At 67.3% G+C, this 26,663-nt stretch carries 25 protein-coding genes, 2 tRNA genes and 2 pseudogenes; 13 read left to right on the top strand and 16 right to left on the bottom strand.

Going from position 1 to position 26,663, the window contains the following annotated elements; all coding sequences use genetic code 11:
• The first annotated feature begins 8 nt into the window (after nt 1-8).
• Nucleotides 9-1,103 (top strand): ParB-like protein, encoded by a 1,095-nt coding sequence (locus ABEU20_RS02185; protein ID WP_420162740.1) that lies wholly within the window; start codon nt 9-11, stop codon nt 1,101-1,103.
• Nucleotides 1,104-1,134: 31 nt separating this feature from the next.
• On the opposite strand, the gene ABEU20_RS02180 is transcribed toward ABEU20_RS02185, so the two are convergent.
• Nucleotides 1,135-2,475, bottom strand: a complete 1,341-nt coding sequence (locus ABEU20_RS02180) for a WS/DGAT domain-containing protein (protein ID WP_420162739.1) — start codon at nt 2,473-2,475, stop codon at nt 1,135-1,137.
• A gap of 198 nt (nt 2,476-2,673) precedes the next feature.
• Between ABEU20_RS02180 and ABEU20_RS02175 the strand changes: the two genes are divergently transcribed.
• Nucleotides 2,674-2,871 (top strand): hypothetical protein, encoded by a 198-nt coding sequence (locus ABEU20_RS02175; protein ID WP_420162738.1) that lies wholly within the window; start codon nt 2,674-2,676, stop codon nt 2,869-2,871.
• 59 nt (nt 2,872-2,930) lie between these two features.
• Here ABEU20_RS02175 and ABEU20_RS02170 read toward each other — a convergent pair whose 3' ends face one another.
• Both ABEU20_RS02170 and ABEU20_RS02165 read right to left on the bottom strand, forming a co-directional pair.
• A complete protein-coding gene (locus ABEU20_RS02170; RefSeq protein ID WP_420162737.1) occupies nt 2,931-3,224 on the bottom strand; it encodes a hypothetical protein in 294 nt (97 codons plus the stop codon).
• Nucleotides 3,225-3,229: 5 nt separating this feature from the next.
• The gene (locus ABEU20_RS02165; protein WP_420162736.1) at nt 3,230-3,955 is read right to left on the bottom strand and encodes an MBL fold metallo-hydrolase; all 726 of its coding nucleotides are present in this window, start codon (nt 3,953-3,955) and stop codon (nt 3,230-3,232) included.
• 239 nt (nt 3,956-4,194) lie between these two features.
• On the opposite strand from ABEU20_RS02165, the gene ABEU20_RS02160 reads away from it, so the two are divergent.
• Nucleotides 4,195-4,497, top strand: coding sequence for a hypothetical protein (locus ABEU20_RS02160; RefSeq protein WP_420162735.1), 303 nt, complete (start codon nt 4,195-4,197; stop codon nt 4,495-4,497).
• A 69-nt stretch (nt 4,498-4,566) separates the two neighbouring features.
• On the opposite strand, the gene ABEU20_RS02155 is transcribed toward ABEU20_RS02160, so the two are convergent.
• A tRNA-Ile gene (locus tag ABEU20_RS02155) sits at nt 4,567-4,640 on the bottom strand.
• A gap of 166 nt (nt 4,641-4,806) precedes the next feature.
• Here ABEU20_RS02155 and ABEU20_RS02150 point away from each other — a divergent pair.
• Nucleotides 4,807-5,493, top strand: coding sequence for a 3'-5' exonuclease (locus ABEU20_RS02150; protein ID WP_420162734.1), 687 nt, complete (start codon nt 4,807-4,809; stop codon nt 5,491-5,493).
• Between the two features lie 68 nt (nt 5,494-5,561).
• Here ABEU20_RS02150 and ABEU20_RS02145 read toward each other — a convergent pair.
• Nucleotides 5,562-5,634: transfer RNA gene (locus ABEU20_RS02145), tRNA-Asn, on the bottom strand.
• Nucleotides 5,635-5,770: 136 nt separating this feature from the next.
• Here ABEU20_RS02145 and ABEU20_RS02140 point away from each other — a divergent pair.
• Nucleotides 5,771-6,019, top strand: coding sequence for a hypothetical protein (locus ABEU20_RS02140; RefSeq protein WP_420162733.1), 249 nt, complete (start codon nt 5,771-5,773; stop codon nt 6,017-6,019).
• Between the two features lie 19 nt (nt 6,020-6,038).
• Here the strand turns inward: ABEU20_RS02140 and dnaG are convergent, their stop codons facing one another.
• Genes dnaG through ABEU20_RS02125 form a run of 3 tightly spaced genes read right to left on the bottom strand, consistent with a single transcriptional unit; the run spans nt 6,039 to nt 9,980 of the window.
• On the bottom strand, nt 6,039-7,967 hold the full coding sequence (dnaG, locus tag ABEU20_RS02135; protein WP_420162732.1) for a DNA primase: 1,929 nt from the start codon (nt 7,965-7,967) through the stop codon (nt 6,039-6,041).
• 31 nt (nt 7,968-7,998) lie between these two features.
• Nucleotides 7,999-9,288: a deoxyguanosinetriphosphate triphosphohydrolase gene (locus tag ABEU20_RS02130; protein WP_420162731.1), complete on the bottom strand. Its 1,290-nt coding sequence runs from the start codon at nt 9,286-9,288 to the stop codon at nt 7,999-8,001.
• Nucleotides 9,285-9,980 carry a YdcF family protein gene (locus tag ABEU20_RS02125; protein ID WP_420162730.1) on the bottom strand — a complete coding sequence of 232 codons (696 nt, stop codon included), beginning with the start codon at nt 9,978-9,980 and terminating at the stop codon, nt 9,285-9,287. Before ABEU20_RS02125 ends, ABEU20_RS02130 begins: the two co-directional genes overlap by 4 nt.
• 68 nt (nt 9,981-10,048) lie before the next feature.
• Between ABEU20_RS02125 and ABEU20_RS02120 the strand changes: the two genes are divergently transcribed.
• Nucleotides 10,049-12,103, top strand: a complete 2,055-nt coding sequence (locus ABEU20_RS02120) for a TPM domain-containing protein (protein WP_420162729.1) — start codon at nt 10,049-10,051, stop codon at nt 12,101-12,103.
• An 80-nt stretch (nt 12,104-12,183) separates the two neighbouring features.
• Here the strand turns inward: ABEU20_RS02120 and ABEU20_RS02115 are convergent, their stop codons facing one another.
• A complete protein-coding gene (locus tag ABEU20_RS02115; protein ID WP_420163127.1) occupies nt 12,184-13,575 on the bottom strand; it encodes a glycine--tRNA ligase in 1,392 nt (463 codons plus the stop codon).
• 197 nt (nt 13,576-13,772) lie between these two features.
• Between ABEU20_RS02115 and ABEU20_RS02110 the strand changes: the two genes are divergently transcribed.
• From ABEU20_RS02110 to ABEU20_RS02100, 3 genes are all read left to right on the top strand, one after another.
• Nucleotides 13,773-14,138 (top strand): ArsR/SmtB family transcription factor, encoded by a 366-nt coding sequence (locus tag ABEU20_RS02110; RefSeq protein WP_420162728.1) that lies wholly within the window; start codon nt 13,773-13,775, stop codon nt 14,136-14,138.
• On the top strand, nt 14,135-14,572 hold the full coding sequence (locus tag ABEU20_RS02105) for a Fur family transcriptional regulator (RefSeq protein WP_420162727.1): 438 nt from the start codon (nt 14,135-14,137) through the stop codon (nt 14,570-14,572). The genes ABEU20_RS02110 and ABEU20_RS02105 overlap by 4 nt, the downstream gene beginning before the upstream one ends.
• 355 nt (nt 14,573-14,927) lie before the next feature.
• Nucleotides 14,928-15,476, top strand: a complete 549-nt coding sequence (locus tag ABEU20_RS02100; protein WP_420162726.1) for a hypothetical protein — start codon at nt 14,928-14,930, stop codon at nt 15,474-15,476.
• A gap of 693 nt (nt 15,477-16,169) precedes the next feature.
• On the opposite strand, the gene ABEU20_RS02095 is transcribed toward ABEU20_RS02100, so the two are convergent.
• Nucleotides 16,170-16,724 carry a TetR/AcrR family transcriptional regulator gene (locus ABEU20_RS02095; RefSeq protein WP_420162725.1) on the bottom strand — a complete coding sequence of 185 codons (555 nt, stop codon included), beginning with the start codon at nt 16,722-16,724 and terminating at the stop codon, nt 16,170-16,172.
• 94 nt (nt 16,725-16,818) lie between these two features.
• On the opposite strand from ABEU20_RS02095, the gene ABEU20_RS02090 reads away from it, so the two are divergent.
• Together ABEU20_RS02090 and ABEU20_RS02085 are read left to right on the top strand one after the other, a co-directional pair.
• Nucleotides 16,819-17,688, top strand: a complete 870-nt coding sequence (locus ABEU20_RS02090) for an alpha/beta fold hydrolase (protein ID WP_420162724.1) — start codon at nt 16,819-16,821, stop codon at nt 17,686-17,688.
• 28 nt (nt 17,689-17,716) lie between these two features.
• Nucleotides 17,717-18,217: an HPP family protein gene (locus ABEU20_RS02085; RefSeq protein WP_420162723.1), complete on the top strand. Its 501-nt coding sequence runs from the start codon at nt 17,717-17,719 to the stop codon at nt 18,215-18,217.
• A gap of 184 nt (nt 18,218-18,401) precedes the next feature.
• Here the strand turns inward: ABEU20_RS02085 and ABEU20_RS02080 are convergent, their stop codons facing one another.
• The gene (locus ABEU20_RS02080) at nt 18,402-19,256 is read right to left on the bottom strand and encodes an aldo/keto reductase (protein WP_420162722.1); all 855 of its coding nucleotides are present in this window, start codon (nt 19,254-19,256) and stop codon (nt 18,402-18,404) included.
• Nucleotides 19,257-20,031: 775 nt separating this feature from the next.
• A complete protein-coding gene (locus tag ABEU20_RS02075; protein ID WP_420162721.1) occupies nt 20,032-20,859 on the bottom strand; it encodes an SDR family NAD(P)-dependent oxidoreductase in 828 nt (275 codons plus the stop codon).
• Nucleotides 20,860-21,143: 284 nt separating this feature from the next.
• Between ABEU20_RS02075 and ABEU20_RS02070 the strand changes: the two are divergent.
• Nucleotides 21,144-21,374 (top strand): annotated as a pseudogene (locus ABEU20_RS02070) (hypothetical protein); the annotation flags it as partial.
• A 228-nt stretch (nt 21,375-21,602) separates the two neighbouring features.
• On the opposite strand, the gene ABEU20_RS02065 reads toward ABEU20_RS02070, so the two are convergent.
• The 3 genes and pseudogenes from ABEU20_RS02065 to ABEU20_RS02055 all read right to left on the bottom strand — a co-directional run bounded on the left by ABEU20_RS02065 (nt 21,603) and on the right by ABEU20_RS02055 (nt 24,558).
• Complete coding sequence (locus ABEU20_RS02065) at nt 21,603-22,349, bottom strand: SAM-dependent methyltransferase (protein WP_420162720.1); 747 nt, start codon at nt 22,347-22,349, stop codon at nt 21,603-21,605.
• 50 nt (nt 22,350-22,399) lie between these two features.
• Nucleotides 22,400-22,816: pseudogene (gene rsgA, locus ABEU20_RS02060) on the bottom strand (ribosome small subunit-dependent GTPase A); the annotation flags it as partial.
• A 1,034-nt stretch (nt 22,817-23,850) separates the two neighbouring features.
• Nucleotides 23,851-24,558 carry a TetR/AcrR family transcriptional regulator gene (locus ABEU20_RS02055; protein WP_420162719.1) on the bottom strand — a complete coding sequence of 236 codons (708 nt, stop codon included), beginning with the start codon at nt 24,556-24,558 and terminating at the stop codon, nt 23,851-23,853.
• Nucleotides 24,559-24,719: 161 nt separating this feature from the next.
• Between ABEU20_RS02055 and ABEU20_RS02050 the strand changes: the two genes are divergently transcribed.
• Complete coding sequence (locus ABEU20_RS02050) at nt 24,720-26,117, top strand: MFS transporter (RefSeq protein WP_420162718.1); 1,398 nt, start codon at nt 24,720-24,722, stop codon at nt 26,115-26,117.
• Between the two features lie 250 nt (nt 26,118-26,367).
• Here ABEU20_RS02050 and ABEU20_RS02045 read toward each other — a convergent pair whose 3' ends face one another.
• Nucleotides 26,368-26,541 carry a hypothetical protein gene (locus ABEU20_RS02045; RefSeq protein ID WP_420162717.1) on the bottom strand — a complete coding sequence of 58 codons (174 nt, stop codon included), beginning with the start codon at nt 26,539-26,541 and terminating at the stop codon, nt 26,368-26,370.
• Nucleotides 26,542-26,663 lie beyond the last annotated feature (122 nt).

Here is a 26,663-nt window from a genome sequence, read left to right as displayed (position 1 = left end):
CCCTGCCGATGAACCTCGCTCGCCGGACGACGTCCGCCGCTCTCCTCGCGATCACCCTCACCGGCGCCGTCGCGGTCGGCACCGTCGACGCCGCCCCGCTGCCCGGCCCCGCCACCGCCCTGTGCGATGCCGCGACCACGTTCGCGGGTTCGCCGGCGACCGGTTCACTGACGACCACTGGTTCGCTCGCCGATCCTGCGTACCTGTGCGCACGCCCGGGTGATCTGCTCGACGTCCGGATCGGGGACGTCCACGCGACCCAGCCGTCGCTCGGATACGACGAGGTCTACTACAAGCTCGGGCGCTACACGCTCGGCAAGGATTCGATCAACAAGAAGTTCGACGACTGGTGTGAGGCCAACGGGCAGGTGAAGGCCACCGCCGCGGCCCCCGGCGCGACGCTGTCGGATCCGGCCTCGTTCGATTGCGAGCTTCCGCTCGGGCAGGAGACCACCGAGAGCATCGCGCCGATGAAGACCGTCGTGATCGGCCCGGGCGGGCGCCCGTACCTCACCGACGGCCATCACACGCTGACCTCGTTCTACGAACTCCCCGACGGCGGGCCCGACCTCCACGTCCGGCTGCGGGTGCTCGACAACCTCAGCGGCTCGTCGGTACCGGACTTCTGGGCCGAGATGAAGCGGAACAAGTGGGTGTGGGACCGGGACGTGGACGGCAATCCTGTTGCCGTCGAATCACTTCCGGAAGGCGTGGGTCTCGTGAACTTCGCCGACGACCGGTACCGCAGCCTCATGTACTTCGCGCGCGACATCGGGTTCACCGCCGGCACCGTTCCGTTCCAGGAGTTCTACTGGGGATCGTGGGTCCGGAGCCGATCCGGCGTCGACCTGAGCACGTGGAACCGCAACGACCCGACGAGCTACCTCGACACCGTCAAGCGAGTGACGACGGCGCAGACCGCGCTGGCCGCCGATGCCGTCGTGGAGGCCGGCTTCACCGCCCGCGAACTCGGCGTCCTCGCCCAGTGGAACGACGGCAAGGCCGAGGGAAAGGGCGAATTCGCGAAGCTCGCCAAGCCGTTCACGGACGAGAAGCCGGGCAAGTTGGCCTACTCCCTGGCGTACAAGGGTGGTCTGCGCTGACACATCGGGGTGGGCGGAACCGTCCGGCGGGTCACACGAGGGCACGCAGCGTCGCGTACTCCTTCGCGATCAGTTCCATGTAGTGATCGAGGTCCGGCATCATGCCGGTGTCACAGGACACCGCGAGCGTGAGGGCGTCCCCGATCGACGTGGCGACGTGTCCGACGCCGCGTCCGTCCACCACCTCCGGGAAGCTGACGGTCGTCTGGACCGGGATTCCGAGGAACGCGAGGTTCGCGGCGCCACGCGGCACGTTGCTCACGATGGTGTTGGGATGACGTATCACTTCGGCCGCCGCAACCGGGCGGGCGGCGGGGGGCCGCGAGAGCAACCGGAGTATCGGGGCGGGAATGGAATTGAGGAACGCGATGTGGGCGGGCCCGGATCGTGTCACCCGTGCTCGTTCACGGCCCGCCGATTCCGCGATGGCCTCGAGCCGAGCACGCGGGTCGGAGAGATCGGTGTGCAGGTCGACGATCATCGCCGCGATACGGTTGCCGACGGGCGGGCCCCCGGCGCGAAGCGACAGCGGGACGTGCACCGCCAGAGAGAAATCGGGGAGCTCGCCCCTCTCTTCGATGTAGGACCGCTGCGCCCCGGCCACGATCGCGACGACGACATCGTTGATCGTGTACTCCCCCAACGCCTTGGCCGTGGACTTGAACTCCGAGACGGTGAAGCTCAGGAACCGATGCGCTCGTCCGCCGTCGGCGCTGCCGTTGAGGCGCGTGCGCGGACGAAGCGCAGTCGGCACCGGAACATCGCGGAGGCGGCGTGCTTCCATCCGCCGCCGGGCGGTCACCCAACCCATTCGCGCCAGCAGTGCGGGGAAGCGGATAGGCGCGGCGATCCACCACGGAGCGCTCGGCCCGAACTGCCATTCGGTCGTGGCACTTTCACCGAAGATCGATCGGAGCAGATGGACGAACCCGAGGCCGTCCGTCACCGAATGATGAACTCGGAGAGCAACGACGACGGCACGCTCCGGAAAGCCTTCGACTCCCGTGACGTCGGTGAAGACCGATATCTTCCACGGCGGCACGTCGCGACGCAGTCCCTCCGCGGTCATGCGCACCAGCTTCTCTCCCAGCGCATCCCATCCCGCGTCGGTGTGCTGCTCGACCGAGACGTGCCGCGTGATGTCCACCTCGGCCCGCACCCATCGCGGGTGGTCGACGAAGCCCGGCACCGGCACCAGCCGGTGAGTCAGGATCGGCGAGCGATCCAGCCGCGCCGCGAGCCACCCCTCCACCTCGGCCTGTTCGATATCGCCGCGGTCCTCGAACACCAGCACACCGACCATGGTGGGACGGTTGGACAGGTAGAAGACGGTGTCGGCGGTCGACAGGCGGGCGGGAGCGGTGTCCGTCATCCCGAAACCGTAACGCGCACGAGGGCAGTACCGCCGGGCGAGACACTCGGCGATGCGCCCCCGGATCTCGTTCCCGAAGGTCCCAGGCGAGTCGTCGACGTCGGCGAACGCGCCGGGGTTTCCCGCGCGTCGGAGTTGGCGCGGACGGAACCGATCAATGCCCGCTAGGCTTCGCACGAGTCGAACCGGGAGGTGAAGTTGAAGCAGCGAACCGGCACCGTCCTGGGGTTCGTCCTCCTGATCTCCGGCGCGCTGGGCGCAGTCGGATCGATCGTCCTCTACCCGCTCGTCGGTGCTCTCCTCGGCGCTTTCGCGACCGTACTCACGCTGCTGTTCGTGGTATCCGGGGTACTCGGCACGATACTCGTCGGCTGGAGTGAGCAACGCCCTCGCTGAGCTACCGCCGACCAGTCTGGCGAAAACGTCGCGCGCCGTGAGTCCAGCACCGCGCCGGATCAGGCCACCCACATGAAGGCCGTGGTCACCACGCCGATACACGCCAGCGCAGCGAGTCCCCATGCCCGGACACCCCGGCGAAAGGCCCACGCGACGACACCGACGACGAGACCGAGGGCCGAGGTTCCGACGACCCGCCCCCACAGCCGCGCATCATCGGCGCGCTCGAGACTCGTACTCGACGGAGACTCACCGAAGAACGACGCCTCCGAGATCAGGATGACATACACGAGCCAGACCGGAACGACCACCAACCCGACGAGTCCGACGCACCATGCGGCCGCGCGTGCCATTCCGATCACCCGGCGGGCGCGAAGGGGTCGGTAGCGGCCGCGATCCGCTCGGACGCGTTCACCAGCACGGCTTCACCGTGGCCGAAGCCGGCTATCCGAGCTCCCGTCGCGGCGAGGGCCGCCAGCGAACGGCTCGCCTCCGCCCGGTCGGTGTTGAACACGCCGAGGATCACCTGGCCGTCGAACTCGGCTACCGCATCGCCGGTCAGCAGGGCGGCGGCGTCGGGCAGGAACAGGGCGATGCTGCCCGGGGTGTGTCCGGGAGCAGCGACGACACGTGCGCCGCCGGCGAAGTCCAGAATGTCGCCGTCCCGCACCTCCCGGTCGACACGGCACGGCGGGCCGTGGGAAGGCTCGTCGGACTCTGCGTGGATCGCCTTCTCGGGATCGGTGAGGACCGGTAGCGGACCTCTCCGGGCCCCGGTCACGTACCGCGAGTCGCCTGCACCTGCGATCACCTCGACGGACGCCCACGTCGCGATCTCGGCGGCAGACCCGGTGTGATCCTCGTGGAAATGCGTGAGCACGATCCTTCGGACATCCGTGCGGTCACGTCCGAGGGCTGCCAGCGCAGCCGCGATCAGTTCGGCACTGTCCGGCCAGCCCGTGTCGATGAGCGTCACGCCGTCCGAGTCGAGCCAGATGTAGCAGTTCAGCAGGTGAGCAGGCCCTGTCGGGATCCGGAGGCGGTGCAGCGAGGGCGTCAGCTGCTGAAGATCGGGACTGGACATGACCTCACGGTAGGCCGGCGACCCGGAAATCTTCAGTCGATTTCATTCTCGGCGAACGTGTTTCATCCCGCGTAGGTACCGATCGAACGGGAATCCCGTACTCGCCGCCCACCGGACCAGACGCGATGCGACACCCGAAAACGGGTACTCGAACAGGTAATAGTGCGGTTACTCATGTCGTACCCAGGCGATCAGACTGGACCGGTACCATCAGCCGAACCGCGGAGAAAGTGCCCATGATGTGCTTCGGGCTTGGACTGGTCACCGAGGACACCAGGCTGCTCCGCTCCGCGCGAACTCTGGCGGGTGCCCTGACGCACCCGGCGCAGGCGGGATCGGTGATCTCGATTCGTCGTGTGATCCGTGGACCGCAGAGCTGGGACCACCTGCCCCGCACGATCGCGATCATCGCCCTCGACAGCGGCGCGTGGTGCTTTGCCTGGATCGTCGGCGGAAACAGTGTGACCGGCGCCCGGGCCCGCCTCCTCGGCCACGTGCCGGGCGCGACGTATCCCACCTTCACCACCGAACAGACCCGCTGACCCGTACGTGCCGGAATCGTGGGACGGCCCCGGCACGACGATCCTGCGCCGGGCGAGAAAGAAGCTTTGTGGGGCGGGCGGGGCTCGAACCCGCGACCAATGGATTATGAGTCCACGGCTCTAACCGACTGAGCTACCGCCCCGTACCGCGGCGTGTGTCGCCGACCGCCGAATGTTACCGCCCGAGCGCGGCCGCGCACCTGCGTGGGGTGCCGTGTGTCGCAGCCCGCGCCGCGCTGTCGGTGCCTGCGAGCAGACTGACCGGCGAACACCCGAGCAACAGACTCGGACGAATGCCGAAGGACCGCGATGACCCACTGGACCACTCGACCGATCTGCGCTTTCGACCTGGAAACAACTGGCCGAGAACCGCTCTCGGCGAGGATCGTCACCGCGAGTGTGGTCACGGGCGACGCCGGCGCACCTCGGACGCGGAACTGGATCGTCGACCCCGGCGTGGAGATTCCGGCGGGTGCCGTCGCGATTCACGGAATCTCCACCGCCCACGCGCGCGAGCACGGTCAGGAGTACTCCACGGGATATCGGGAGATTCGGCAGGCACTCACCGACGCGTGGGCAGAGGGCCACGTCGTCGTCGCCTTCAACGCCGCCTACGACCTCACCGTGCTGGACGCCGAGGGGCGCCGCCAGGGGTGGCCGCCACTGTCGGACTACGGGCTCGTCGTCGACCCGTACGTGATCGATCGCGAGATGGATCGCCGGCGTCACGGCAAGCGCACCCTCGGAGCGCTGTGCGAGCACTACGGGGTCGTGCTGGGGTCCGCGCACGAGGCGGAGTCCGACGCCCTCGCGGCCGCGGAGCTGGCGCGGATCCTGCCGCAGCGGTTTCCCGATCTCGGAATCCTCGACGACGTGATGGCGAGCCAGACGACGTGGCACGCGGAGCGCCAGCGCGACCTCGTCGAGTACCTGCTGGGCGAGGGACGCGACGCGTCCGACGTCGACGGCCAGTGGCCCATTCGCATCGCCGCGTGATCAGTACGATCGTGACCTGGAACGACCGAAGGCCCCTCACCCGTGAGGGTGAGGGGCCTTCGGTTGGGCTCCCCCGGCTGGACTCGAACCAGCAACCGTTCGATTAACAGTCGAATGCTCTGCCAATTGAGCTACAGGGGATTGTCCTGCTCGGCGCTGCCCTTTCCGGCGGCGCCTGAGAAACTTTAGCCCATACCCCTACCCAAGTACCAAATCGCCTGAACAGAGACCGATCAGGCAGGATGTACGCAGGCACTTCGACGGGAGGAATCCGGAAATGTTGCGGTTGTTGGTAGGCGTCGCTGCGGGGTACGTGCTGGGTACCCGGGCGGGCCGGGCCCGGTACGAACAGATCAGTAAGGCAGCCAAGGCCGTGGCAACGAGCCCTGCCACCAAGAAGGCGATCGAGGTGGGTCGGCAGAAGCTGTCGGACTCCCTCAGCACCCAACCGAAGCTCGAGCCGATGAAGCCGATCGACGAGCAGACGACGATCCTGGTCCCCCAGGACCAGTTACGCCACAACTGAGCCGCACACGCGGCGAGGGTCAGGCGATGCCCTCGCCGCTGGTGTCGCCGATCGCCTGATCGAGCAGACTCCGGCGGTACTGCTCCAGCGCGACGAGATCGCCCAGGAGGGAATGGAACTCGTCGGAGTCGGTGGTCGGAGAGATGCGCTGCAGCTTCGACTTCAGCTCGGCCACCTGCTCGCCCACCCACACCTCCTGCAGGCGCGCGAGCACACCGCGAATGTATCGGGGGGCGATGTCGTCGTCGGTGGGCAGCGGATCGACCGCGAGTTCCATCACGATCGAGTGCACGGTGCCGTCGCCTGCGGCCCGGCCGACCGCATCCACCCACTCCGCACCGCCGATTCCGGCGCTCGTCCCACCCGCCGCGGCCACGGCCTCGCGCACCGCCGCGTAGGCGGGGTGAGTGAACGACTCGGGCGGCAACGAATCGAAGACAGTGCCCGCGATCGCCGGATACTGCAGCGCCGCCTTGAGTGCGTCGCGCTGCGGCCAGAGCGTCGGGTCGTTGGGGCGCGGGCGCACGATCCCCGGCGCCGGCGCCGGGAACGCCTCGATCTGGGTGGTGTCGACGGGGCGGCGCTTGGCGGCCGGGGCTCCCCCGCCACGGGCGAACTTGCGCGCCTCGTCGCGCACCCGCCGGCGGACGGCGGGAATGTCGTCCCAGCCGACCCAGCCGGACAGCTGGACCGCGTAGCCGTCCCGCAACGTCGACTCCTTGATCCGGGCCACCACCGGGACGGTGCGGCGCAGCGCCTCCACCCGCCCCTCCGCGGTATCCAGATCATGTTCGGCCAGCAGCGATTTCACGACGAACTCGAACATCGGCGTGCGGCGGGCGACGAGGTCGCGGACCGCGGCGTCACCCGACTTCTGTCGCAGTTCGCACGGGTCCATCCCGTCCGGCGCGATCGCGACGAACGTCTGCCCGGCCATCTTCTGGTCACCTTCGAACGCCTTCATCGCGGCCGCCTGGCCGGCGGCGTCGCCGTCGAACGTGTAGATGATCTCGCCGCGGAAGTAACTGTCGTCCATCAACAGTCGACGCAGCATCGCGAGATGTTCGTCACCGAACGCGGTGCCGCACGACGCGACGGCCGTCTTCACCCCGGCCAGGTGCATCGCCATGACGTCGGTGTAGCCCTCGACGACCACCGCCTGGTGCCCCTTGGCGATATCCCGCTTTGCCAGGTCGAGCCCGAACAGCACGTTGGACTTCTTGTAGAGGATGGTCTCGGGGGTGTTGACGTACTTTCCCGGCATGGTGTCGTCGTCGAACAGCTTGCGGGCGCCGAAGCCGATGACGTCGCCGGAAAGGTTGCGGATGGGCCACAGCAGACGACGATGGAACCGGTCGATCGGTCCGCGGCGGCCCTCCTTGGACAGACCGGCGGCCTCGAGTTCCTTCGCCTCGAACCCCTTCGCCATCAGGTGTTTGGTGAGCGTGTCCCACCCGTCGGGCGCGTAACCGCAGCCGAACTGCGCCGCCGCGGCCGCGTCGAAGTTCCGTTCGGTGAGGTAGTCACGGGCGGCCTGCGCGTCGGGCTCCTTCAGCCGCGCCGCATAGAACTCCTGGGCGGCGGCGTTGGCCGCGACCAGCCGGGCTCGCGTGCCACGGTCGCGCTGGACCGACGGGCCGCCACCCTCGTACGAGATCTGGTAGCCCATCCGGTCGGCGAGCTGCTCGACGGCCTCGACGAAACTGACGTGCTCGATCTTCTGCAGGAACGAGTAGACGTCGCCACCCTCACCGCAGCCGAAGCAATGGAAGTGGCCGTGATTGGGCCGCACGTGGAACGACGGAGACTTCTCGTCGTGGAAGGGACACAGCCCCTTCATGGAGTCGCCGCCCGCGCGCTTGAGCGAGACGTACTCGCCGACGATGTCCTCGATCCGAGTGCGCTCGCGAACGGCCGCGATGTCTCTGTCAGGGATTCGGCCGGCCACCACGACAGTCTAGGCGCTCCGCGCCCGCCGCCTACCCCCAGCTGGCCTGGGCCCCCAGGCTCTGCTTGTCGATCCGCTCGAGTCGGCTCTCGGTGCACGACGCGATCTGGTCGACCACCACCCGCACCCGGGCGGCGTCGTCGGCGGCCCGCTCCCAGGCGGGAAGGAACAGCGGATCGAGGCCGGCGGGCGCGGTGCGCAGGAGCCATTCGGCGACGCGGTGGATCCGCTCCCGTTGCCGGCCCTGGTGCTTGAGGTGCCCGGCGTCGGACATCACGTAGTACAGCGCGACGGTCTTGAGCAGCACCACCTCGGCGGCGACGATCGGCGGCACCTCCAGGTCGGCCCGATACCGCGCGAGGGGCCCGGGGCCGGTGACCGTGCGGGTGCCCGCGACCGCCGCCGACGCGAAGCGCCCCACGAGTTCGCTGGTGAGGTTCTTCAGCGCGACCGCGCTCGTGAGGGTGCCGTCGTAGCGTCCGACCGCCGCCACCACGGGCAGCCGTGACAACCGGGACGCGGCCTCCACCAGTTCGTCGACGGCGGGCCCCGGGAAGCGCGCCGCCCCCAGTTCGGCCAGTGCCCGGACCTCGGCGGCGTCGGCGAGCGCGCGCAGATCGATGCGTCCGGCGATGACGCCGTCCTCGACGTCGTGCACCGAGTACGCGACGTCGTCCGCCCAGTCCATCACCTGCGCCTCGAGGCTCTTGCGGCCCTCGGGCGCCCCCTCCCGGATCCACGCGAGGATCGCCGCGTCGTCGTCGTACGCACCGAACTTGGCGCCGGGCCGCGGACGGGTCCACGGGTACTTGATCGCGGCGTCCAGCGAGGCCCGCGTCAGGTTGAGGCCGACGCTCCGCCCCTCCGCGTCGAGCACCTTCGGTTCGAGGCTGGTGAGGATGCGCAGATTCTGGGCGTTGCCCTCGAAGCCGCCGCACACCGCCGCCACCTCGTCGAGCGCCCTCTCCCCGTTGTGGCCGTACGGCGGGTGGCCGATGTCGTGCGCCAATCCGGCCAGGTCGACCAGGTCGGGGTCCAGGCCGAGTCCGTCGGCGATGCCCCGGCCGATCTGTGCCACCTCGATCGAGTGGGTGAGCCGGGTGCGTGGCGTGTCGCCGTCGCGTGGGCCCACCACCTGGGTCTTGTCCGCGAGCCGGCGCAACGCAGCGGAGTGCTGCACCCGTGCGCGGTCACGGGAGAAGGGACTTCGGTGCTGCGCCCCGTCGGCGCCCGATGTCAGGTCGGCGGTCTTGGCCGGCTCGGTGACACGGCGCTGCAGATCGTGCGCGGTGTACGCCGCACGGGTCGTCGATTCGGTCATTGACCCGCCGTGTAGCCGAAGTCCGCCGAGAAGTGCGTCAGCTGATACCACAGCAGAGCGCCTGTCTCCCTGACGATTCCGTGCAGCTGCGACTCGCGGGTCATGACGGCCGGGCCCTGCCGCGTCGGCGCTGTCCAGGCGTCCAGGCCTGCGTCGCGGGCCATGGTGCGGGTGCGCAGCGAGTGCCACGGGTCGCTCACGAGGACCGCGGAATGCATGCCTCGTGCCCCCATCTCGCGACTGACCGCCTCGACGCTGAGCAGCGTGTCCGATCCCTCCTCGACCGCGACGATCGCGCCGCCCGGCACACCCTGGTCCACGAGGTAGTTCCTGCCGGACGCCGCCTCGGTGTACTCGTCGCCCTCCTGCTTGCCGCCCACCGTGACGATCGTGGCGGCCACGCCCTGCTCGTACAGCTTGTGGGCCTGGTCGAGCCGGGCCTCGAACACCGACGACGGGGTGCCGTCGTACTGCGCGGCGCCCAGCACGACGATCGCGTCGGCAGGAGTGGTGTCGGTGATGCGGGCCACCTGCCACACCCGCAGCGCCGTCCCGCCTACCAGCACCAGACCTATCAATAAGGCGCCGACTACCAAGCGGGTGGCCCAACGGGCGACCCCGGCCCCGAAGGACCGGCGCGGCACGGGACGTGTCGACAACTCCGGCGGGTCGTAGCTGGGCGCGGTACTCACTCCCCGATTCTGCCAGTCGGCCCCCGGGGCCGCCGATGACGACGCGCCACAGCGGATAGATTCGTCACATGGCCCAGGCTCTGTCGCGTCCTCTCCCCCACCGCCGTGCCGCCCGCGGAACCGTTGCCGCCGCGGTCGGCACACTGTTCGCCCTCCTCGCGGCCGTGTTCGCGCCCGCGACCGCGACGGCCGAGGCGCCGCTGCGGCTGCCGGACCACATCACCGATTCCGCCGGGGTCCTCGACGCGGGGCAGCGGGCCGATGTCCAGGACGCCCTCGACACGCTGTACGACGAGCACAAGGTCAGTCTCTGGGTGGTCTACGTCACGGACTTCGACGGACTCTCCGAGGAGGCATGGACGGAACAGACCGCGAATCTGAGCGGACTCGGCAACAAGGACGCGCTGCTCGCGGTCGCGACGACCGACCGGGGCTACTGGTTCGACGTTCCGGCCGCGCTGTCGGAGGTCACGAACTCCGAGATCGACTCGATCACCGAGGGTTCCGTGCAGCCGGCTCTGCGTGAGCAGGATTGGGCGGGTGCCGCGATCGCCGCCGCGGGCGGACTGGGCGACGCGATGACCGCGACCCACACGTCGCTGAAGGTCCTGGGTGTCGGCCTCGGCGTGGTCGTCGTGGTCGGCGCCGGTGTCTACCTGTACTCGCGCAAGAAGCGCGGTGACCGACTGGAGTCGTCGATCGCGCAGGCACGCCAGGTCGATCCGACCGACGCCGCCGCGCTGTCGGCGTTGCCGATCCCGGCGCTCGACGCCCTCGCCAAGGACGAACTGGTGGAGATGGACAACGCGATCCGCACCAGCGAGGAGGAACTCAACCTGGCCGTCGGCGAGTTCGGGGCGGACGCGACCGCGCCGTTCACCGCGGCGTACGACCAGGCCCGTGCGACGCTGGCGTCGGCGTTCGCGATCCGCCAGCGCCTCGACGACGACATCCCCGAGACACCCGAGCAGCAGCGGCAGATGCTCGTCGAACTCATCACGACCTGCGAGCGCGCCGACCGCGAGCTCAATGCCCGTGTCACCGAATTCGATTCGATGCGTGACCTGCTCCTCGACGCACCCGCCCGACTCGACGCCCTCACCCAGGCCGTGGTCGCGCTCACCGTGCGCATCCCGGCCGCCGAATCCACGCTCGCCGCTCTCGGCAGCCAGTTCCCGCCGTCGGTGCTGGCGACCGTGCGGGAGAACCCGGCCATGGCGCGTGAGCGGATCACGTTCGCGGAGCAGAACATCGAGGCCGGGCGCAAGGCAGCGACGCTCCCGGCTGGCAAGCAGGGCCCGGCGGTGATCGCGATCCGGGCCGCCGAGGGTGCGCTCGACCAGGCCCGTCAACTGCTCGACGCGGTCGATCGCGCCGACACCGACATCCGGCACGCCATCGCGACGTTGCCCGCCGCGATGGCCGACGTGCAGGAGGGGATCACGGCCGCCGGAGCGCTCACGGCGAAGGGCGGACCCCGGCTCGCCGAGGCTAAGGCCGCCGCGGAGGCTGCGCTGCAGAATGCGCAGGCCGCCAAGGACACCGATCCGCTGGGCAGTTTCACCAAGGTCGTCGAGGCCGACGCCCGCCTGGACGCCGTCCTGGCCCAGGCGCAGGAAGCGAGCCGGCAGGCCGAGCGGGCACGCGCGCGTCTCGACCAGGATCTGACGGCGGCGAGGTCTCAGGTGACGGCGGCCGCCGACTTCATCTCCACCCGGCGCGGCGCCGTCGGGGCGGAGGCCCGCACCCGGTTGTCGGAGGCGCAGCGACATCTCGAGGCGGCGCAGCAACTCGCCGACTCGGATCCGTCGAAGGCATTGCAGCACGCGCAGTCGGCGACAGAACTGGGATCGCGCGCACTGTGGGCCGCGCAGGCCGACGTCAACCGTTACCAGGACAACCAGCGGCCGCCGAGCGGTGGCGTGTCCGGCAGCGGCGGTAACGCGGCCGGCGCGATTCTCGGCGGCATCCTCATCGACAGCATGCTGCGCGGTGGATTCGGTGGCCGCGGCGGCAGCTGGGGCGGACGCGGGGGCGGCGGTTGGGGCGGGCCGGGTCCCGGCTCGTTCGGCGGCCCGAGCAGTTCGGACCGCATCGGTCGCGGCGGCGGCGGCCGCTTCTAGGCGCGGAGCGCCCTGCCCGAAAACACCGAATGTCACATGCGTTCAGTCGAACTGAACGCATGTGACATTCGGTCGGGGAACTAGGAACCGATCAGACGCTGGGCGAGGTAGCCCTCCACCTGGTCGAGGGCGACGCGCTCCTGCGCCATGGTGTCGCGCTCGCGGATCGTGACGGCCTGGTCCTCGAGGGTGTCGAAGTCGACCGTGATGCAGAACGGCGTGCCGATCTCGTCCTGGCGACGGTAGCGGCGGCCGATGGCGCCGGCGTCGTCGAACTCGATGTTCCAGTGCTGGCGCAGCGTCGTCGCCAGATCCTTCGCCTTGGGTGAGAGGTCGGCGTTGCGGCTGAGCGGCAGCACCGCGGCCTTGACGGGCGCGAGACGACGGTCCAGCTTGAGCACCGTGCGCTTGTCGACGCCGCCCTTGGCGTTGGGGGCCTCGTCCTCGGTGTACGCGTCGACCAGGAAGGCCATCAGCGAACGGGTCAGGCCGGCCGCGGGCTCGATGACGTACGGCGTGTAGCGCTCACCGGAGGTCTGGTCGAAGTAGCTCAGGTCGGTGCCCGACGCCTTGGCGTGCGTCGCGAGGTCGTAGTCGGTGCGGTTCGCGACGCCCTCGAGCTCGCCCCACTCGCTGCCCTGGAACTGGAAGCGGTACTCGATGTCGACGGTGCGCTTCGAGTAGTGCGACAGCTTCTCCTGCGCGTGCTCGTACAGGCGCAGGTTGTCCTTGTTGATACCGAGGCCGGTGTACCAGTCCATCCGGTAGTCGATCCAGTACTGGTGCCACTCTTCGTCCTCGCCCGGCTTGACGAAGAACTCCATCTCCATCTGCTCGAACTCACGGGTGCGGAAGATGAAGTTGCCCGGGGTGATCTCGTTACGGAAGCTCTTGCCGATCTGGCCGATGCCGAACGGCGGCTTCTTCCGCGACGTGGTGAGCACGTTCGCGAAGTTCACGAAGATGCCCTGTGCGGTCTCGGGGCGCAGGTAGTGCAGGCCGGTCTCGCTGTCGACCGGGCCGAGGTACGTCTTGAGCAGGCCGGAGAACGCCTTGGGCTCGGTCCACTGACCCTTGGTGCCACAGTCCGGGCACACGATCTCGGTCATCGCCACGGCGTCCGGATCGTCGAGCTTGTGCTTCTCGGCGTACGCCTCCTGCAGGTGATCCTGGCGGTGGCGCTTGTGACAGTTGAGGCACTCGACGAGCGGGTCGGTGAACACCTCGACGTGGCCCGACGCCTCCCACACCTGGCGGGGCAGGATCACCGACGAGTCGAGTCCGACGACGTCCTCGCGGCTGGTGACCATGTTGCGCCACCACTGCTTCTTGATGTTCTCCTTCAGTTCCACGCCGAGCGGACCGTAGTCCCAGGCCGACTTGGTACCGCCGTAGATCTCACCGCATGGGTAGACGAGGCCACGGCGCTTGGCGAGGTTGGCGACGGTATCGATCTTGGACTTGGGTGCCACTTGGCTGCTCTCCATCTGGGTAATAGATGCGTGGTTCACGTGCGGATTCGCCCGTCCAGCCTATCGGTAGCGGCGAAGGCGTCCCACGCGCCCGGTTGACATGCATATTCATGCATATCAAAATGGAATTGATTTGCAATAAGGTGGCAGGTCCGGGTCCGTTCGGTGCCCGTCCGATCGCATGGGAGGAGGCGCACGTGAGTATCGCCGACGCGAGCCACCTGGACCCCGCAACCGCCGATCACGGCGCCTGCTCCGAGACGGCGCCGGCCCCGCTGCCGCCCAAGGAGACGCTCACCGCTGCGGGCGAGATCCTGCGTGCCCTCGCCGCTCCGGTCCGCATCGCGATCGTGCTGCAGCTGCGTGAATCACAGCGGTGCGTCCACGAACTCGTCGCCGCGCTCGGCGTCACGCAACCGCTCATCAGTCAGCATCTGCGGGTGCTCAAGGCCGCCGGCGTCGTGCACGGCGAGCGCAACGGACGTGAAGTGATGTACCGACTCGTCGACGACCATCTCGCCCACATCGTCGTCGACGCCGTCGCCCACGCGGAGGAAGCATGACCGAGAACGTGACCGACCGGAACGACCAGGGTGGGCGGGCCGTGGTGGGAGTGCGCTCGACCAAGCAGCGCAGCGCCATCTCCGCGCTGCTCGACGAGATCACGGAGTTCCGGTCGGCGCAGGAATTGCACGACGAACTGCGACGGCGCGGCCAGGGCATCGGCCTCACCACCGTGTACCGGACGCTGCAGACCCTCGCCGAGGCCGGCACCGTCGACGTGCTGCGCACCGACACCGGTGAGTCCGTGTACCGACGCTGCTCGTCCGGGCATCACCACCATCTCGTGTGCCGCGCCTGCGGATTCACCGTCGAGGTGGACGGACCGGCCGTCGAACAGTGGTCGCAGACCATCGCCGACAGCAACGGCTTCACCGACGTCAGCCACACCGTCGAGATCTTCGGTACTTGCCGGGACTGCGCGCAGGCGCGCTGACCGAGGCGGTCGATCACTCTCACGCCCCGGCCGACGCATTGTGATCGATGACCCGAACCACACGCACTCATGCTCCCCGATCCACACGATCATCACCGTTCTGTCTACGAGCGCGAGGCGCTTCATCCCCTGACCCCGGTCCCGCTGGTCTCTAAGGTGACTGCATGGCAGGAAGCGAGAAGCGCTGGCATTGGGCGCCCAAGGAACTAGCACTCGCCTCACGTCCCGACGCCGGTCGATGGATCGCGGAGTCGTTGCGGCGCGGCTCGTTCGATGTCGGAATGCTAGTGCCCCCAGTCTTTCCCGCCTACGCACGCATCTTCCACCCCGTCTACCTCCACCGCAGCGGCGACCAGTGGATTCGAATCGACTGGCGAACCGTCGCCGAGGAACACGGCACAATCGCTCACGCCGCGATGAGCTGGCAGACCATCACCGGAACCCACCAGCGCGGCGACGACCGGAAGAAGGCTCCCTGCCTCAACCGGAGGCCCGCACCCTCGCGACGATCCTCCGCGACCACACCGCCACACCGGACGAATGCTGGTTCGCGATCTGGGACGGATACGGACACGAAGGCGAACCCCTACCCGGTCTCGAGCTCCTCGACGCCTCCAGACAAACGGCCGTCCTCCACGGATCGATCGACGCCGCCGAAGCCCGTTTCGGCGCAACCCCCCACCGCCCGGGCGGCGGCTACAGCGCGAACCTGTGGTGGCCAGAAGACCACACCTGGTGCGTAGCAACAGATATCGACCACAAAACGACCTACGTCGGCGGCAGCACCGCCTGCATCGACGCCATCCTCACCGACCCACACCTCGAAGCCTTCCCCGTCCCGGACACCCACTTCATCGGCTGGACAGCCGACACCATCAACCCCCACCCGCCATACGGGACATGACAACGGCTACGACATCGCGGCAACTGACTCCCGGGAAGTGCCGGCGCGATCCGGCGGGAGTCGAGCCGCGATTGATCGCGGCCCGCCGCTCCACGATCGGAGATGTCGCCGAAGACCCACATGCAGTCACGCTCACACCGACGCAGAATCCGGGGCCGACGAGTTCGGCCTCGGACGGTAGTGGCGCTCGTTACGGCTCCTCGCAGGCTCTCCCTCCGCTCCGGCGACGTCGAAACCGCCTGCCGAGAGCATCTCGAGAAGCCACATCAGGGTGGTGTCGGTCTCAGGAGAGGTCGCGCCAGCAGCCCAAAAGGCACTGAGCGAGATCAGCTCACATTTCTGGAGAGCGTTCCTGGTCTACATCTTCAGACAGCATGACGGCAGCGAAACCTAGCAACATCCGGGGATCGCGTTGCTGCACAGTGGCAAAAGCCTCTCGTACAGCTGGCAGTGCTTGCTCCAACTCCATGCTTGTCCAGGGCCGTTCGGTGACAAGACCAGAAGAATAGGCGCGTCCTGGGTCAGATGCCCCTATGTGGCAGAGGTCCGCGCTGAGAACGCGCGGTTCGCGCAGGCGGTCGCATTCCGATGCGCTCGGCGCGCGGAATCTGCACAGTCCTTGCGGGGGAAGCTCAGTGGGAGTTGTGTTCTCGGCGCGCAGCGTCGGTAAATCACGGGCGCGGCGCGGGGTGGTCAGCGCGCGGCGTCGAGCAGCACCCGTGCCGCATCCCGCGCCTGGTGCGCGGGTGCCGGTGACCCCGTGATGGCCGCGGTCGCCATCGCCCCGTTCGCGAGGATGGCCAGTTGGTCGGCGAGCTCGGCCGGCCGGCCCGCGTTCGCGACCACATCGCGCAGGCACGCCAGGAATGCAGCCTTGTGCGTGCGCGCGATGTCGGCGACCTCCTCGTTGACGCCGCCGAGCTCGCCGAACGTGTTGATGAAGGTGCAGCCGCGGAAGTCGTCGCGCCGGAACCAGGCATCGAGATAGTCGAAGACGCCGAGCACACGTTCGGCGGGCTCGTCGTACGCCGCCAGGAATGCGCCGAGCTCGTCGCGGACCACCTGGTCGCGCCGCTGCAGTACCGCCTCCACCAGGCGATCCTTCGACGGATACAGCTGGTAGAGCCGCTTGAGTGAGACCCCGGATCCGGACCGGATCGCATCCATCCCGACGGCCTGCACCCCGTGCTCGTTGAACAGCACCTCTGCCGCGTCCAGCAGTCGCGACTGCACGATCTCCGGATCCATTCCTCACCTCACCACTTGCGCGGAGAACCAACGTTCTCTACTCTACACCTCACACCGGAGAACGATCGTTCTCCGCCTGATCCGAGGAGTGGACATGTCCGGATTCGATCTGCGCCACCGCACCGTCACCATCGCCGGCCAGGAGGTCTTCTACCGGGAGGCGGGCGACCCCGCGAAGCCGACGATCGTGCTGCTGCACGGCTTTCCGAGCAGCTCGCACATGTACCGCAACCTCATGGCCGAGCTCGCCGACGAGTACCACCTGATCGCCCCCGACCACATCGGGTTCGGCCGGTCCTCGATGCCGGCGATCACCGACTTCGACTACAGCTTCGACCACCTCGCCGAGATCACCGAGGCCCTGCTGGACGGACTCGACCTGGACCGCTTCGCGCTCTACATCCAGGACTACGGCGCCCCGATCGGGCTGCGCGTTGCCGCCAAGCACCCCGACCGGGTCACGGCGCTGATCACGCAGAGCGGCAACGCCTATCGGGAGGGCTTCACGCCGTTCTGGGATGTGCTGTTCGCACACGCCGCGGACCGAGCCGCGCACGAGTCGGCGGTGCGCGCACTGCTTGAACTCGACGCGACCCGCTGGCAGTACACCCACGGCGTGCCGACGGACCGGCTCGAGCGCATCGCCCCAGAGGCCTGGCTCACGGACCAGGCCGGTCTGGATCGCCCGGGCAACCAGGAGATCCAGCTGCAGCTGTTCTGGGACTACCAGTTCAACCTCGACGGCTACCCCGCGTTCCAGGAGTACTTCCGCACGCACCGGCCGCCGACGCTGGTGGCCTGGGGGCGCGGCGACGAGATCTTCGGCCCAGCGGGCGCCGAGGCCTTCGCGACCGATCTGCCGGACGCCGAGATCCACCTGCTCGACGCCGGACACTTCGCGCTCGAGACCCACGGCGAGGAGATCGCCGGCCTGATCCGTGACTTCCTGAGCCGAAACCTCTGAGTCCGCAACACCTGACAGAAGGAGCCCCATGTCCGTGCTCACCAGCTGCTCCCCCGGCGTCGCCCGCCGGGGAGCCGCAGCCTCGGGACTGCGCGCCGCCGCGGCCGCGCTGATCATCATCACCACCCTGCTCGCCGCCGAGCATCTGCTCGGGCTCGCGGTCTTCGCGCTGCCGTTCGTGGCGTCGGCCGCTCTCATCGCGCTCGCACCGGCGGGTCCGCCCGCGAGCCCGGGCGCCGTGCTGCGCGCCTACCCGGCCGCGGCGGCGACGGCCCTGCTCGTCACCGCGATCCTCGGGCCCTCGGAGATCGCCGCCGCCGCCTCGGTCGTCGCAACGGTGGCGCTCATGGCCATCCTGCGCGCGCCCCACGTCCCCGCGGCGCTGTGCGCGGGCGGTATCGGGCTCACCGATCCCGGCCTCGGCTACCTGCTGCAGACCCTCGTCCCCGCCGTGGCGATCGTGCTCGTGGCCGCTGTGGCGGCGGGGCGGATGGTGCCGGGCTTCGACTACCCGCAGCGTTCGTCCTGACCTCCAGGTGACGCCGAGCCCGCGGCACCGACGGCAGTATCGCTCAATGTATTCCGCACCCGGGTTGTCAGCATCGCGCGCTCCGCCGCGCGGAATTCGCGCGGCGGCGGACACATCGCCCTCGCCTCGCCCAGCCCCCGGCCCGGACGGCGGGGGCCCCGCGGTTTCGCCCCGACTGATTCTGCTATTTCCCGCTGTAGACGGGGAAGATGCTGTGCTCGCCGTAGTTTCTGGCAGCCATGTTCCGCAGCACCTCCATGTCCTCATCGGAAATCGAGAAGTCCACTTCGGCGTTGCTACGCATATGGTCGGGGTTGGCGGTCTTCGGTAGCGACACGGTCCCCAGCTGCAGGGTGTAACGGATACACAGCTGCGGCACGGTCACCGAATAGCGGTCTGCCATCGCTGTGAGGTCGTGGTTCTCCAGGATTTCTCCATGCGCAATCGGCGAATACGCCTCGACGAGGATGTTCTTGCTCTCACAGAAGGCGATGAGATCGGCCGGTGTGTTGCCCGCGTGGACGAGTAGTTGATTCACCTGCGGTGCAACGGAACACATTTGCAGGATGTTCTCGAGATCCTGCTGCTCGAAGTTGGAGACCCCGATGGAGCGGAGCTTGCCCGCGTTGTAGAGGTCTTCGAGGGCACGCCAGGCCTCGCGGTTGCCCTCGGCATAGTCACCGCCCCGAAAATCATCCCAAGGCTGTGGGCTGTGGATCAGCATCAGATCGATGTACTCGAGCCCCAGAGCGGCCAATGAACCGTCGATCGCCATGACTGCCTCAGGATAGTTCTTGATCTCCGCAGCCAACTTCGTCGACACGAACAGCTCGTCGCGCGCGACACCGCTCGTGCGGACTCCTTCGCCGACACCTCGTTCATTGCCGTATGCCTGTGCGGTGTCGATATTGCGGTATCCGATCGCGATGGCGTCCTTGACAGCTCGGGCAGCGTTGGCATCCTCGATGAACCACGTGCCCAAGCCCAGCTTGGGGATCTCGATCCCACCCGACAGCGTGTATGTCTCGTTCAGAATCATGCGTTTGTGCTCCCGTCCGTGCTTACGTGCTCGCCGCCTGGAGTTGGGCCCAGGCTCCCGACGTCTTCCCGCAGTTCGCCGCCCTGGCGGTGACCGACCACGTTCCGTACACCGCTCATGGCGTCCATGGACTCCCCCTCCACGTTATTGGCAGGACGCGAGGTGGGGTAGGCCCGATCAGAAGTCTTCACAGCAGGGGAGGCAAAACGACCGCAGGTACCTTACGTGCGAACCAAGGCGGCCTCAGTGGCGAACATCGAGACCAAATATCAACATCATCCGTACGTCGCAGGTACGGGCGCGGGCTACGCCGGCGCTAGCGGGACGCCTCTACACAAGATGTCTTCTACCGCGGTAGTCGCCCGTAATCGGTCGCCAACAGTGAAGCCGAGGGTGCGGCCGTCGGGGGGAATGCTCATCGACTTCGCTAAACCGACGATGGTGCGCAGGTTGTTTCGACTGCACGGCAGGCACAGGCCATACCGAGCTGGACAGAGATGTCGGTCCGCGACGTTCTCGGGTCGTCCACTGGACTGCCGCGACCGGATCGACTGCGCGCCCTGTCGACTCGGGTAGGTCGGATCACATTGTCCGCCGACATCAAGGCCGGGTCATTCACTCCGCGTCGCGCCCTGTGCGTCGAGACAGGGTCGGGCATTCGTTGTTACAGGGTGTGGCGACACCCCCTACTCGTCGCCACACCCGATAGGACGCTGACGGCGTCGGGAACCCGGTCATGCACTCCCGATCGGGAAGAGCCGGTTGATGCAGAGGCCTACACCGTGGCGGGATCGATCTGCTTCCGCACCCGGTCGACACGGTCCTGCCAATAATCGAGCCAGTCGGGTGAGGGAAAAATGTGAGTCTTACCCGCAGCCATGCCGGCAACAACAAGGTCAGCGACGAACTCCGTGGAGACGCCCTTGTCGATGTCGCTGTTCACCTGATTCCGTAGCTCCGCGAGCTTTGGGTCGGCCTGCTCGCGGGGAACATGCCCGGTAGGAGCGTTCCGCTCGTCGTTGCGGATGGATGTCGCAGTGTAGGCCGGACAAAGTACGGCCACGCCGACATTCGGGAACTCCGTCTCGAACTCGTGAGCCATGGATTCCGACAAGGCAACCACGGCCGCTTTTGAAGCCGTATATGGATGTAGGGGCGCGGTAGTCATAAAGCCTGCCATCGACGCCGTATTCACGATATAGGCTTTGTCCTGCGCAGCAAGCAACGGAAGAAAGATGTTGCACCCGTTGATGACACCCCAAAGGTTGACTCCGAGTGTCCATTCCCAGGTAGCCAGGCTCGTGGTAGCGAAACGCTGCATACCGCCTACCCCCGCGTTGTTACACAGGACGTGGACTGCGCCGAAGTGCTCGATGGTTGCGTCAGCTAGTGCCTGTACCGAACTGGCGTCGGCAACGTCCGTGTGGACAGCCAGAACGTCACCCAGTTCGCGAAGGCGTTCCGCCGCTCTGTCGAGGTCGGCAACATCGTTGTCTGCGATGACAACACGCATTCCTTCCTGTAAAAATCGTGTGGCCAGACCAAACCCGATTCCGTTCGCACCGCCCGTCACAACGGCTACGCGACCCTTCAAGTCCTTCACAGCTATCTCAACCTCGATCAGTGTTGGTGGCGCACGTTTTCAGTGGATGGCACTCCAGTCGGCCCGCAGTCAGCGGAATGCGGATGCGTCCAGCAAATATGCTCATCGGGTCAGGAGTAAGCCGGGATGTCCGCCCAGTGGACACTCGGCGGGCCATCGGCCGACAGCGAAGACCAGGAGCGTGACGAATTCTGTAGCGGCTACTCGTTCTCGCGGATAGCCGCCGGCGTGGGTCAACGCGGCCGTGTTCGGTTCTGCTCTGGCCGTACGAACGCCAGCTCACAGTGCACCGGCGACCGGATGCTCGACCTGGCCCGCGAGCACCACCTCGAGGGCGTCGTCGCGAACGCGTCGACTCGACATACTGGCCGGGACGTCGGGCGCCGGCCTGGATCAAGACCCCGCTGCGCAAGAACACCGAGGCGATCATCGTGGGCTGGGTCGACGGCAGCGGCACAGCACGCAACGGCGTCGGATCCCTGCTACTCGGCGCGTACGACGACGACGGCAACTTTAGTTACATCGGGCACGTCGGCACCGGATTCACACCGCACTCCGCCGATCGCTCCGGCGGCAACTGGCCGCGCTCGAGCGGCTCACGAGCCCGCTCCCTGCGCCACCGCCGAATCGGGAGGCGAGGGGCGCGCACTGGGCTCGGTGACGACTTGCTGCGTTGGTTGAGCGAGCACCCTGGGCCCGTGCGGGTCTCGGACAGAGCATCGAGACCCGCACGGGATGTGGTGTCAGCGCAGCATGAGCGCGAAGACTCCCCAGCCGAGATACTCGCGCAGGTAACGCGTGTAGCGTGCGGGCTCGGCGGTGAGCTCGGCCCGAACCCCCGGTGCCAGTTGGTCTTCCGGGTTCACGTCGAGCCAGCGGCGCATGTTGAGCCACTGCGCCGCGGTGTAGCGGTCCCAGTCCTCCTGGTCGGCGAGCATCATCTCCACGACGTCGCACCCGAGTTCGCCGAACTGCTCGATCAACCCGGGCAGCGGCAGGAAGTCGGCCACGCTGGTGGCGTGGCAGGCCACCGCTGTTTCCACGTCGGGAGGAGTCACGCGCCAGTAGGGCTCGCCGATCAACATCATCCCGCCGGGACGGAGGCTGCGGGCGAGCAACTCGGCGGTCCCGGCCACGCCGTTACCGATCCACGTGGCGCCGACGCACGCGGCGAGATCGACCGGCTCGTCCGCGACGTGACCGGAGGCGTCGCCGTGGACAAACTTTACGCGGTCCGCGACACCGAGTTCGACGGCGCGGGCGCGGGCCTGCTTGGTGAAGATCGAGCTGATGTCCACGCCCGTGCCCCTGAAACCCAGGTCACGTGCCCACGTGCAGAGCATCTCGCCCGAGCCGCTGGCCAGGTCGAGCACCCGCGTGTCGGGCGCCAGATGGAGTGACCGGCCCAGGGAGGCGAATTTTTTGGGAGTCAGCGGATTGTGGATGCGGTGGCTGCTCTCACGGATGGTGAAGATACGGGGAAGATCCATTACGAAACACCTTTCAAGACTTGGACTTCGGGGAGTTCTTGATGGCGCGGATCCCGCAGCAGACGGTGGTAGCTATCGAGACGCCGCTGCGTGAGACAGCCGTCCTCGACGGCGGCCAGGACTGCACAACCCGGCTCAGCGCCGTGGGCACAGTCGGAGAAGCGACAGTTGTCGGCCAGCTCGGTGATCTCGGCGAACGTCTGGTCCAGACCCTCGTCGACCTCGCGCAGGCCCACACCGCGCAGACCGGGCGTGTCCAGCAGGACCCCACCGCGCGGCAGCGGGACCAGCTCCCGCCATGCAGTGGTGTGGCGGCCCCTGCCGTCGCTGCCACGCACCGCTCCGGTCGCCAGGCGGTCCTGACCGAGCAGGTGGTTGCCGAGGGTGCACTTGCCCGCGCCGGAGGGACCGAGCAAGACGATCGTGCCGGACAGAGCGTCGACGAGAACGTCCATGCCCTCACCGGTCACGCTCTAACACTTCGACGACGGTGGCAGCGGTGGAACGTGGTTGCTGGCCGCACCGCCACCCAGTCGCCGGGACACGGCGACAGTCGGTCTTCGGCGCTCGACGCGGGAAGTACTTCCGCCCGGACCGCCCCGACACCGGGGACGATCTCGCACAGGCCGCGCTCGGCTCGCACGACCCGGCCGGGAACAAGTCCGTCCGGCCGGAAGCGGGCGAAGGAGCGATCGTACTCGCCGTCCCAGCCGTAAGCGGTCAGGTTCAAAGTGCGCTCACGAGTGTGGGATTGAGGACATGGAGAAATCGGTTGGTGAAACAAGGTGGAAACCCTTTCGAGAGGGTCACTCCGGACGGCGCATACGTCGAAAGAACTCCCCCTAGCGGGAGGACAGCAGGCGCAATCTCAGGAAGAAACCCGGGAGGTGAGGATGATTCGGACACTGCGCGCGACAGTGGTCTCCACGACAGTCATCAACTCGCCTCCCTTCGATCTCATGGAGGGCACTACTTGCCACTTCCTTCAACGAGGATAGCAGTTCTGTGCGCTCGGGGCACCGGCTGGGGTCGCGGGTTCGCGGCCCACCCGTGGCGGATGTCTTGGCTGACTCTCCTACAAATCCGTTGTGCGCAATAGCGATTAGGTGTTCATCCACCGCTCGGAGAAACTCATCAGATGCGTTGCCCGACCAACCACAATCGCACAGGCGCCGGCACTCGCAGTGGGCCGTTTTGAACTATCCGAGTTTGGCGCTGCACCACCCAGAGTGGACGATGTCCTGAGCGCGGATCGGGTTCGCGCAGATCGGGCGCCGGATCGACGACGACATCGAGCGGTTGTGATTACTCTGCAACGCGCCGCGGTCCTTTCGCGACAGTCGTACCTCTGGGAGGGGCGCATCGGGGTCATCGCATCATGCCGGGGCGAGCGGACGGATCAACTCGTGTTCGCGAAACTTCATGGGGGTAGCGCGCCGATTGAATCGTTGACTCTGGCTGTTGGTCGGGCAGGCCGTGGAAGCGTTGAAAGGTTCGGCAACTACCGAGTTCTCCCAGATGCGGGCATGCGCAGTTCGATGAGGTCGATGAGGTCGCCTACAAGGGTGTCGAACTGGTCGTCGGGAGTCGGGCTGGGAAGCAGCGCAGCTTCGCGGGTGGCGGTGAGGTCGAGGTCGGGATACTGATCGAGCCAACTCGCTGCGATGCCGGCAGCGGACGGCCGGGCCGGGGCCCTGTGGTCCGCGGGATAGTCGACGAGCAGCGCGAACGAGAACAACGCGAGCGCGAGGTGACGATGGGCTTCGAGGGCCGCACTCAGGGAGAGACCGGCGCCTCGTAGGAGCTGCAGGAAACTCTCCACGTTGACTAGCCGGTTGGGGTGAACTGTTGCGGGAGTGGCCTCTTCGTCAAGGATGATCAGGAGCGCTCGGGGCCACCGCCGGTAGAGCTGGCGCAGGGCGGCGGCGTAGTCGGCAACCGATGTTTGCCAGTCCGCGGAATCCAGCTGCGGCGGCTGCCACCCGGCGAGCATCTGGGAGATGGCCAGGTCGATGACGCGCTGCCGATCGTCGACGTAGTTGTACAACGCCCTGACGGTGACACCCAGTTCGGCGGCGAGGCTACGCATCGTCACGGCACTGAAGCCCTGGATGCCCGCCATCTCCAGCGCTTTCGTAGCGATGATCTCCTCGGTCAGCACAGGCCGTCCGTTGCGGGTGGTGGGTCGACGACGAGGTGTAGATGGCACGGTCCCACGCTAACCCCACATCTTGAACTTCACACTATGTTGACTTTTATGAAGATCGGCTGCACGCTGAGACGCGACGTCAGTCATCTACGAAAGTGGGCAAGGATATGGTCGGTCAGTCCCGTCGCCTACCACCGTTGAGCGCAGTGTTGGTGTTGGTGATGGCCAGCACCGGACTGGTAGTCATAGACATCACCATCGTGGCAATCGGAATGCCGCAGATCAGGACCGATATCGCCGCCGGCGGATCGGTCGAGTCTGTCGTGGTGACCTACATGGTCGCGATGGGCGCGTTGACGCAGATCGTGGGATCTCTCTCGGACAGGTGGGGCCGACGACCGCTGTTTCTGACCGGAATCGCAGCGTTCACCATCGCCTCATTGGCCGCGACCCTCGCTCCAACACTGTTGTGGCTCAATATCGCCCGCGTCATTCAAGGTGCTGGTGCGGCCGCGATCATGGTCAACGCAATTCCCTTGCTCTCGGACCGGTACTCCGGGGAGGAGAGGAACCTGGCGATCGGAGCATGGGGAACGTTCGCTACCGCGGCCGGATTGATAGCCCCCACCCTGGGTGGGTTGTTGATCGACGGTTTCGGATGGAGGGCGATCTTCGCGATCAACCTGCCGTTGGGGCTCGCGGCATGGGTGGTGGCGGTACGCGTCTTGCCTCGTCCGCAGCCTCATCCGAAACCGAATACGCGGATCGTTCCCTCGGAGCGCCCTGATTGGGTGGGTAGTGCGAACCTGGCGGTGGGACTGGGCCTGGTGACGACACTGCTGCTCGGCGAGGATGACTGGTCCGGCATCGACACCGGCCTTCTTGTCGTGGCAGCGGTGACGCTGGCAGCCTTCGCCGTAGTGCAATTGCGGGTTCCTGCACCGGCATTGGACTTGCGGATGTTCACGCGGCCGGCATTCAGCGGTGCAATGCTGGCGGTGTTTCTGTCTCGGGCTTTGACCATCGGGGGCGCGGTCTACCTCGTTGTGTACTTCGCCGACGGCCTCGAAATGAGCCCAACTCAGGCAGGGCTGCTCATGACGCCGATCTTCGTGGCGCAGATGATCACTGGAATGGTCGGCTCGAAGATGCTCAGCTATCTCGCCCCTGGAGTGGTCATTGCGTCCGGTTATGCGCTCAAGGCCGTGGGACTGGGTATGCTGGCGATGACCATCACCCCGACCTCGTCGTGGTGGTCACTGGCGCTTCCCCTACTGCTGTGGGGCGCGGGCGGGGGTATCGCCGGTGCGCCGGTGATGGCAGTGGCAGTGAACGTCAGCCCACCCGAACGCGTAGGCATGGTCGCGGGAACGCTCGCCACACTGGCCTCGGTCGGAGCGGGTATCGGCACCGCAATCCTTGGCGCCGTGTTCACCTTCACCGGCGGTACCGACCGCCTCGGCGTGACCGACGGCACCCGAGCGGTTCTCACAACGTCTGCCCTGTTGGCGATGCTGGCCGTCCTGGCGACACTGGTCCTGATCAGCCCTCGACGCCTACCCGCACCACCACGACCACGCCCGAGGCCTGTGGAGCAAGATGCAAGATCCAAGGCATAGGCGTAGCAATAACCCGGCGGGTGCAGCAGCATCCTGACAACGCAGCTCGGAACAGGCAAACAGTCCGGCCGGGAGCCACCGGCGCTATGCCGCAGACGGCAAGGGCGCTCCTTGCCGCCGCTATCACCGGCCTTGCCAGGTGCGTCGTCGACGGCCTCGGTGAGGAACGGCCATCCTGATCGGGCAACGGTGATGAAAACTGATGGCCCACCCGGGCGGATGCAAAGACCGCGGAAAACCGTGTGCGACCTCAGACCGGGCCACAGTGTTCGACGATGAGGTCGCCGAGGACGGTGATGTACTCCTTCGACAGCTCGGCCGCCGGGATGGTCAGGTGCACGCCGCCCGCGGTGTCGCCGCTACCCCGAAGGGTGCGGATCGTCAGCTCGAGCACCTCGTCGATCTCGCACTTAGCCCAGGCCATCTGCCACCGCCTCGCCGGCCAGTCCGATTGTCCGGCGGGACGAGACCCAACTGCGCCGACACCGAGTCACAGCAACCGCACCTTGTCCGACGTCTGGAACGGGGCACCTTCGGGACCGGCGA

Origin of the sequence: Rhodococcus parequi (genome assembly GCF_046042785.1) — a bacterium.
Taxonomy (GTDB): Bacteria; Actinomycetota; Actinomycetes; order Mycobacteriales; family Mycobacteriaceae; genus Prescottella; species Prescottella parequi.
Note: the sequence above shows the minus strand (reverse complement) of the source record. Positions and strands in the feature narration are given on the sequence as shown.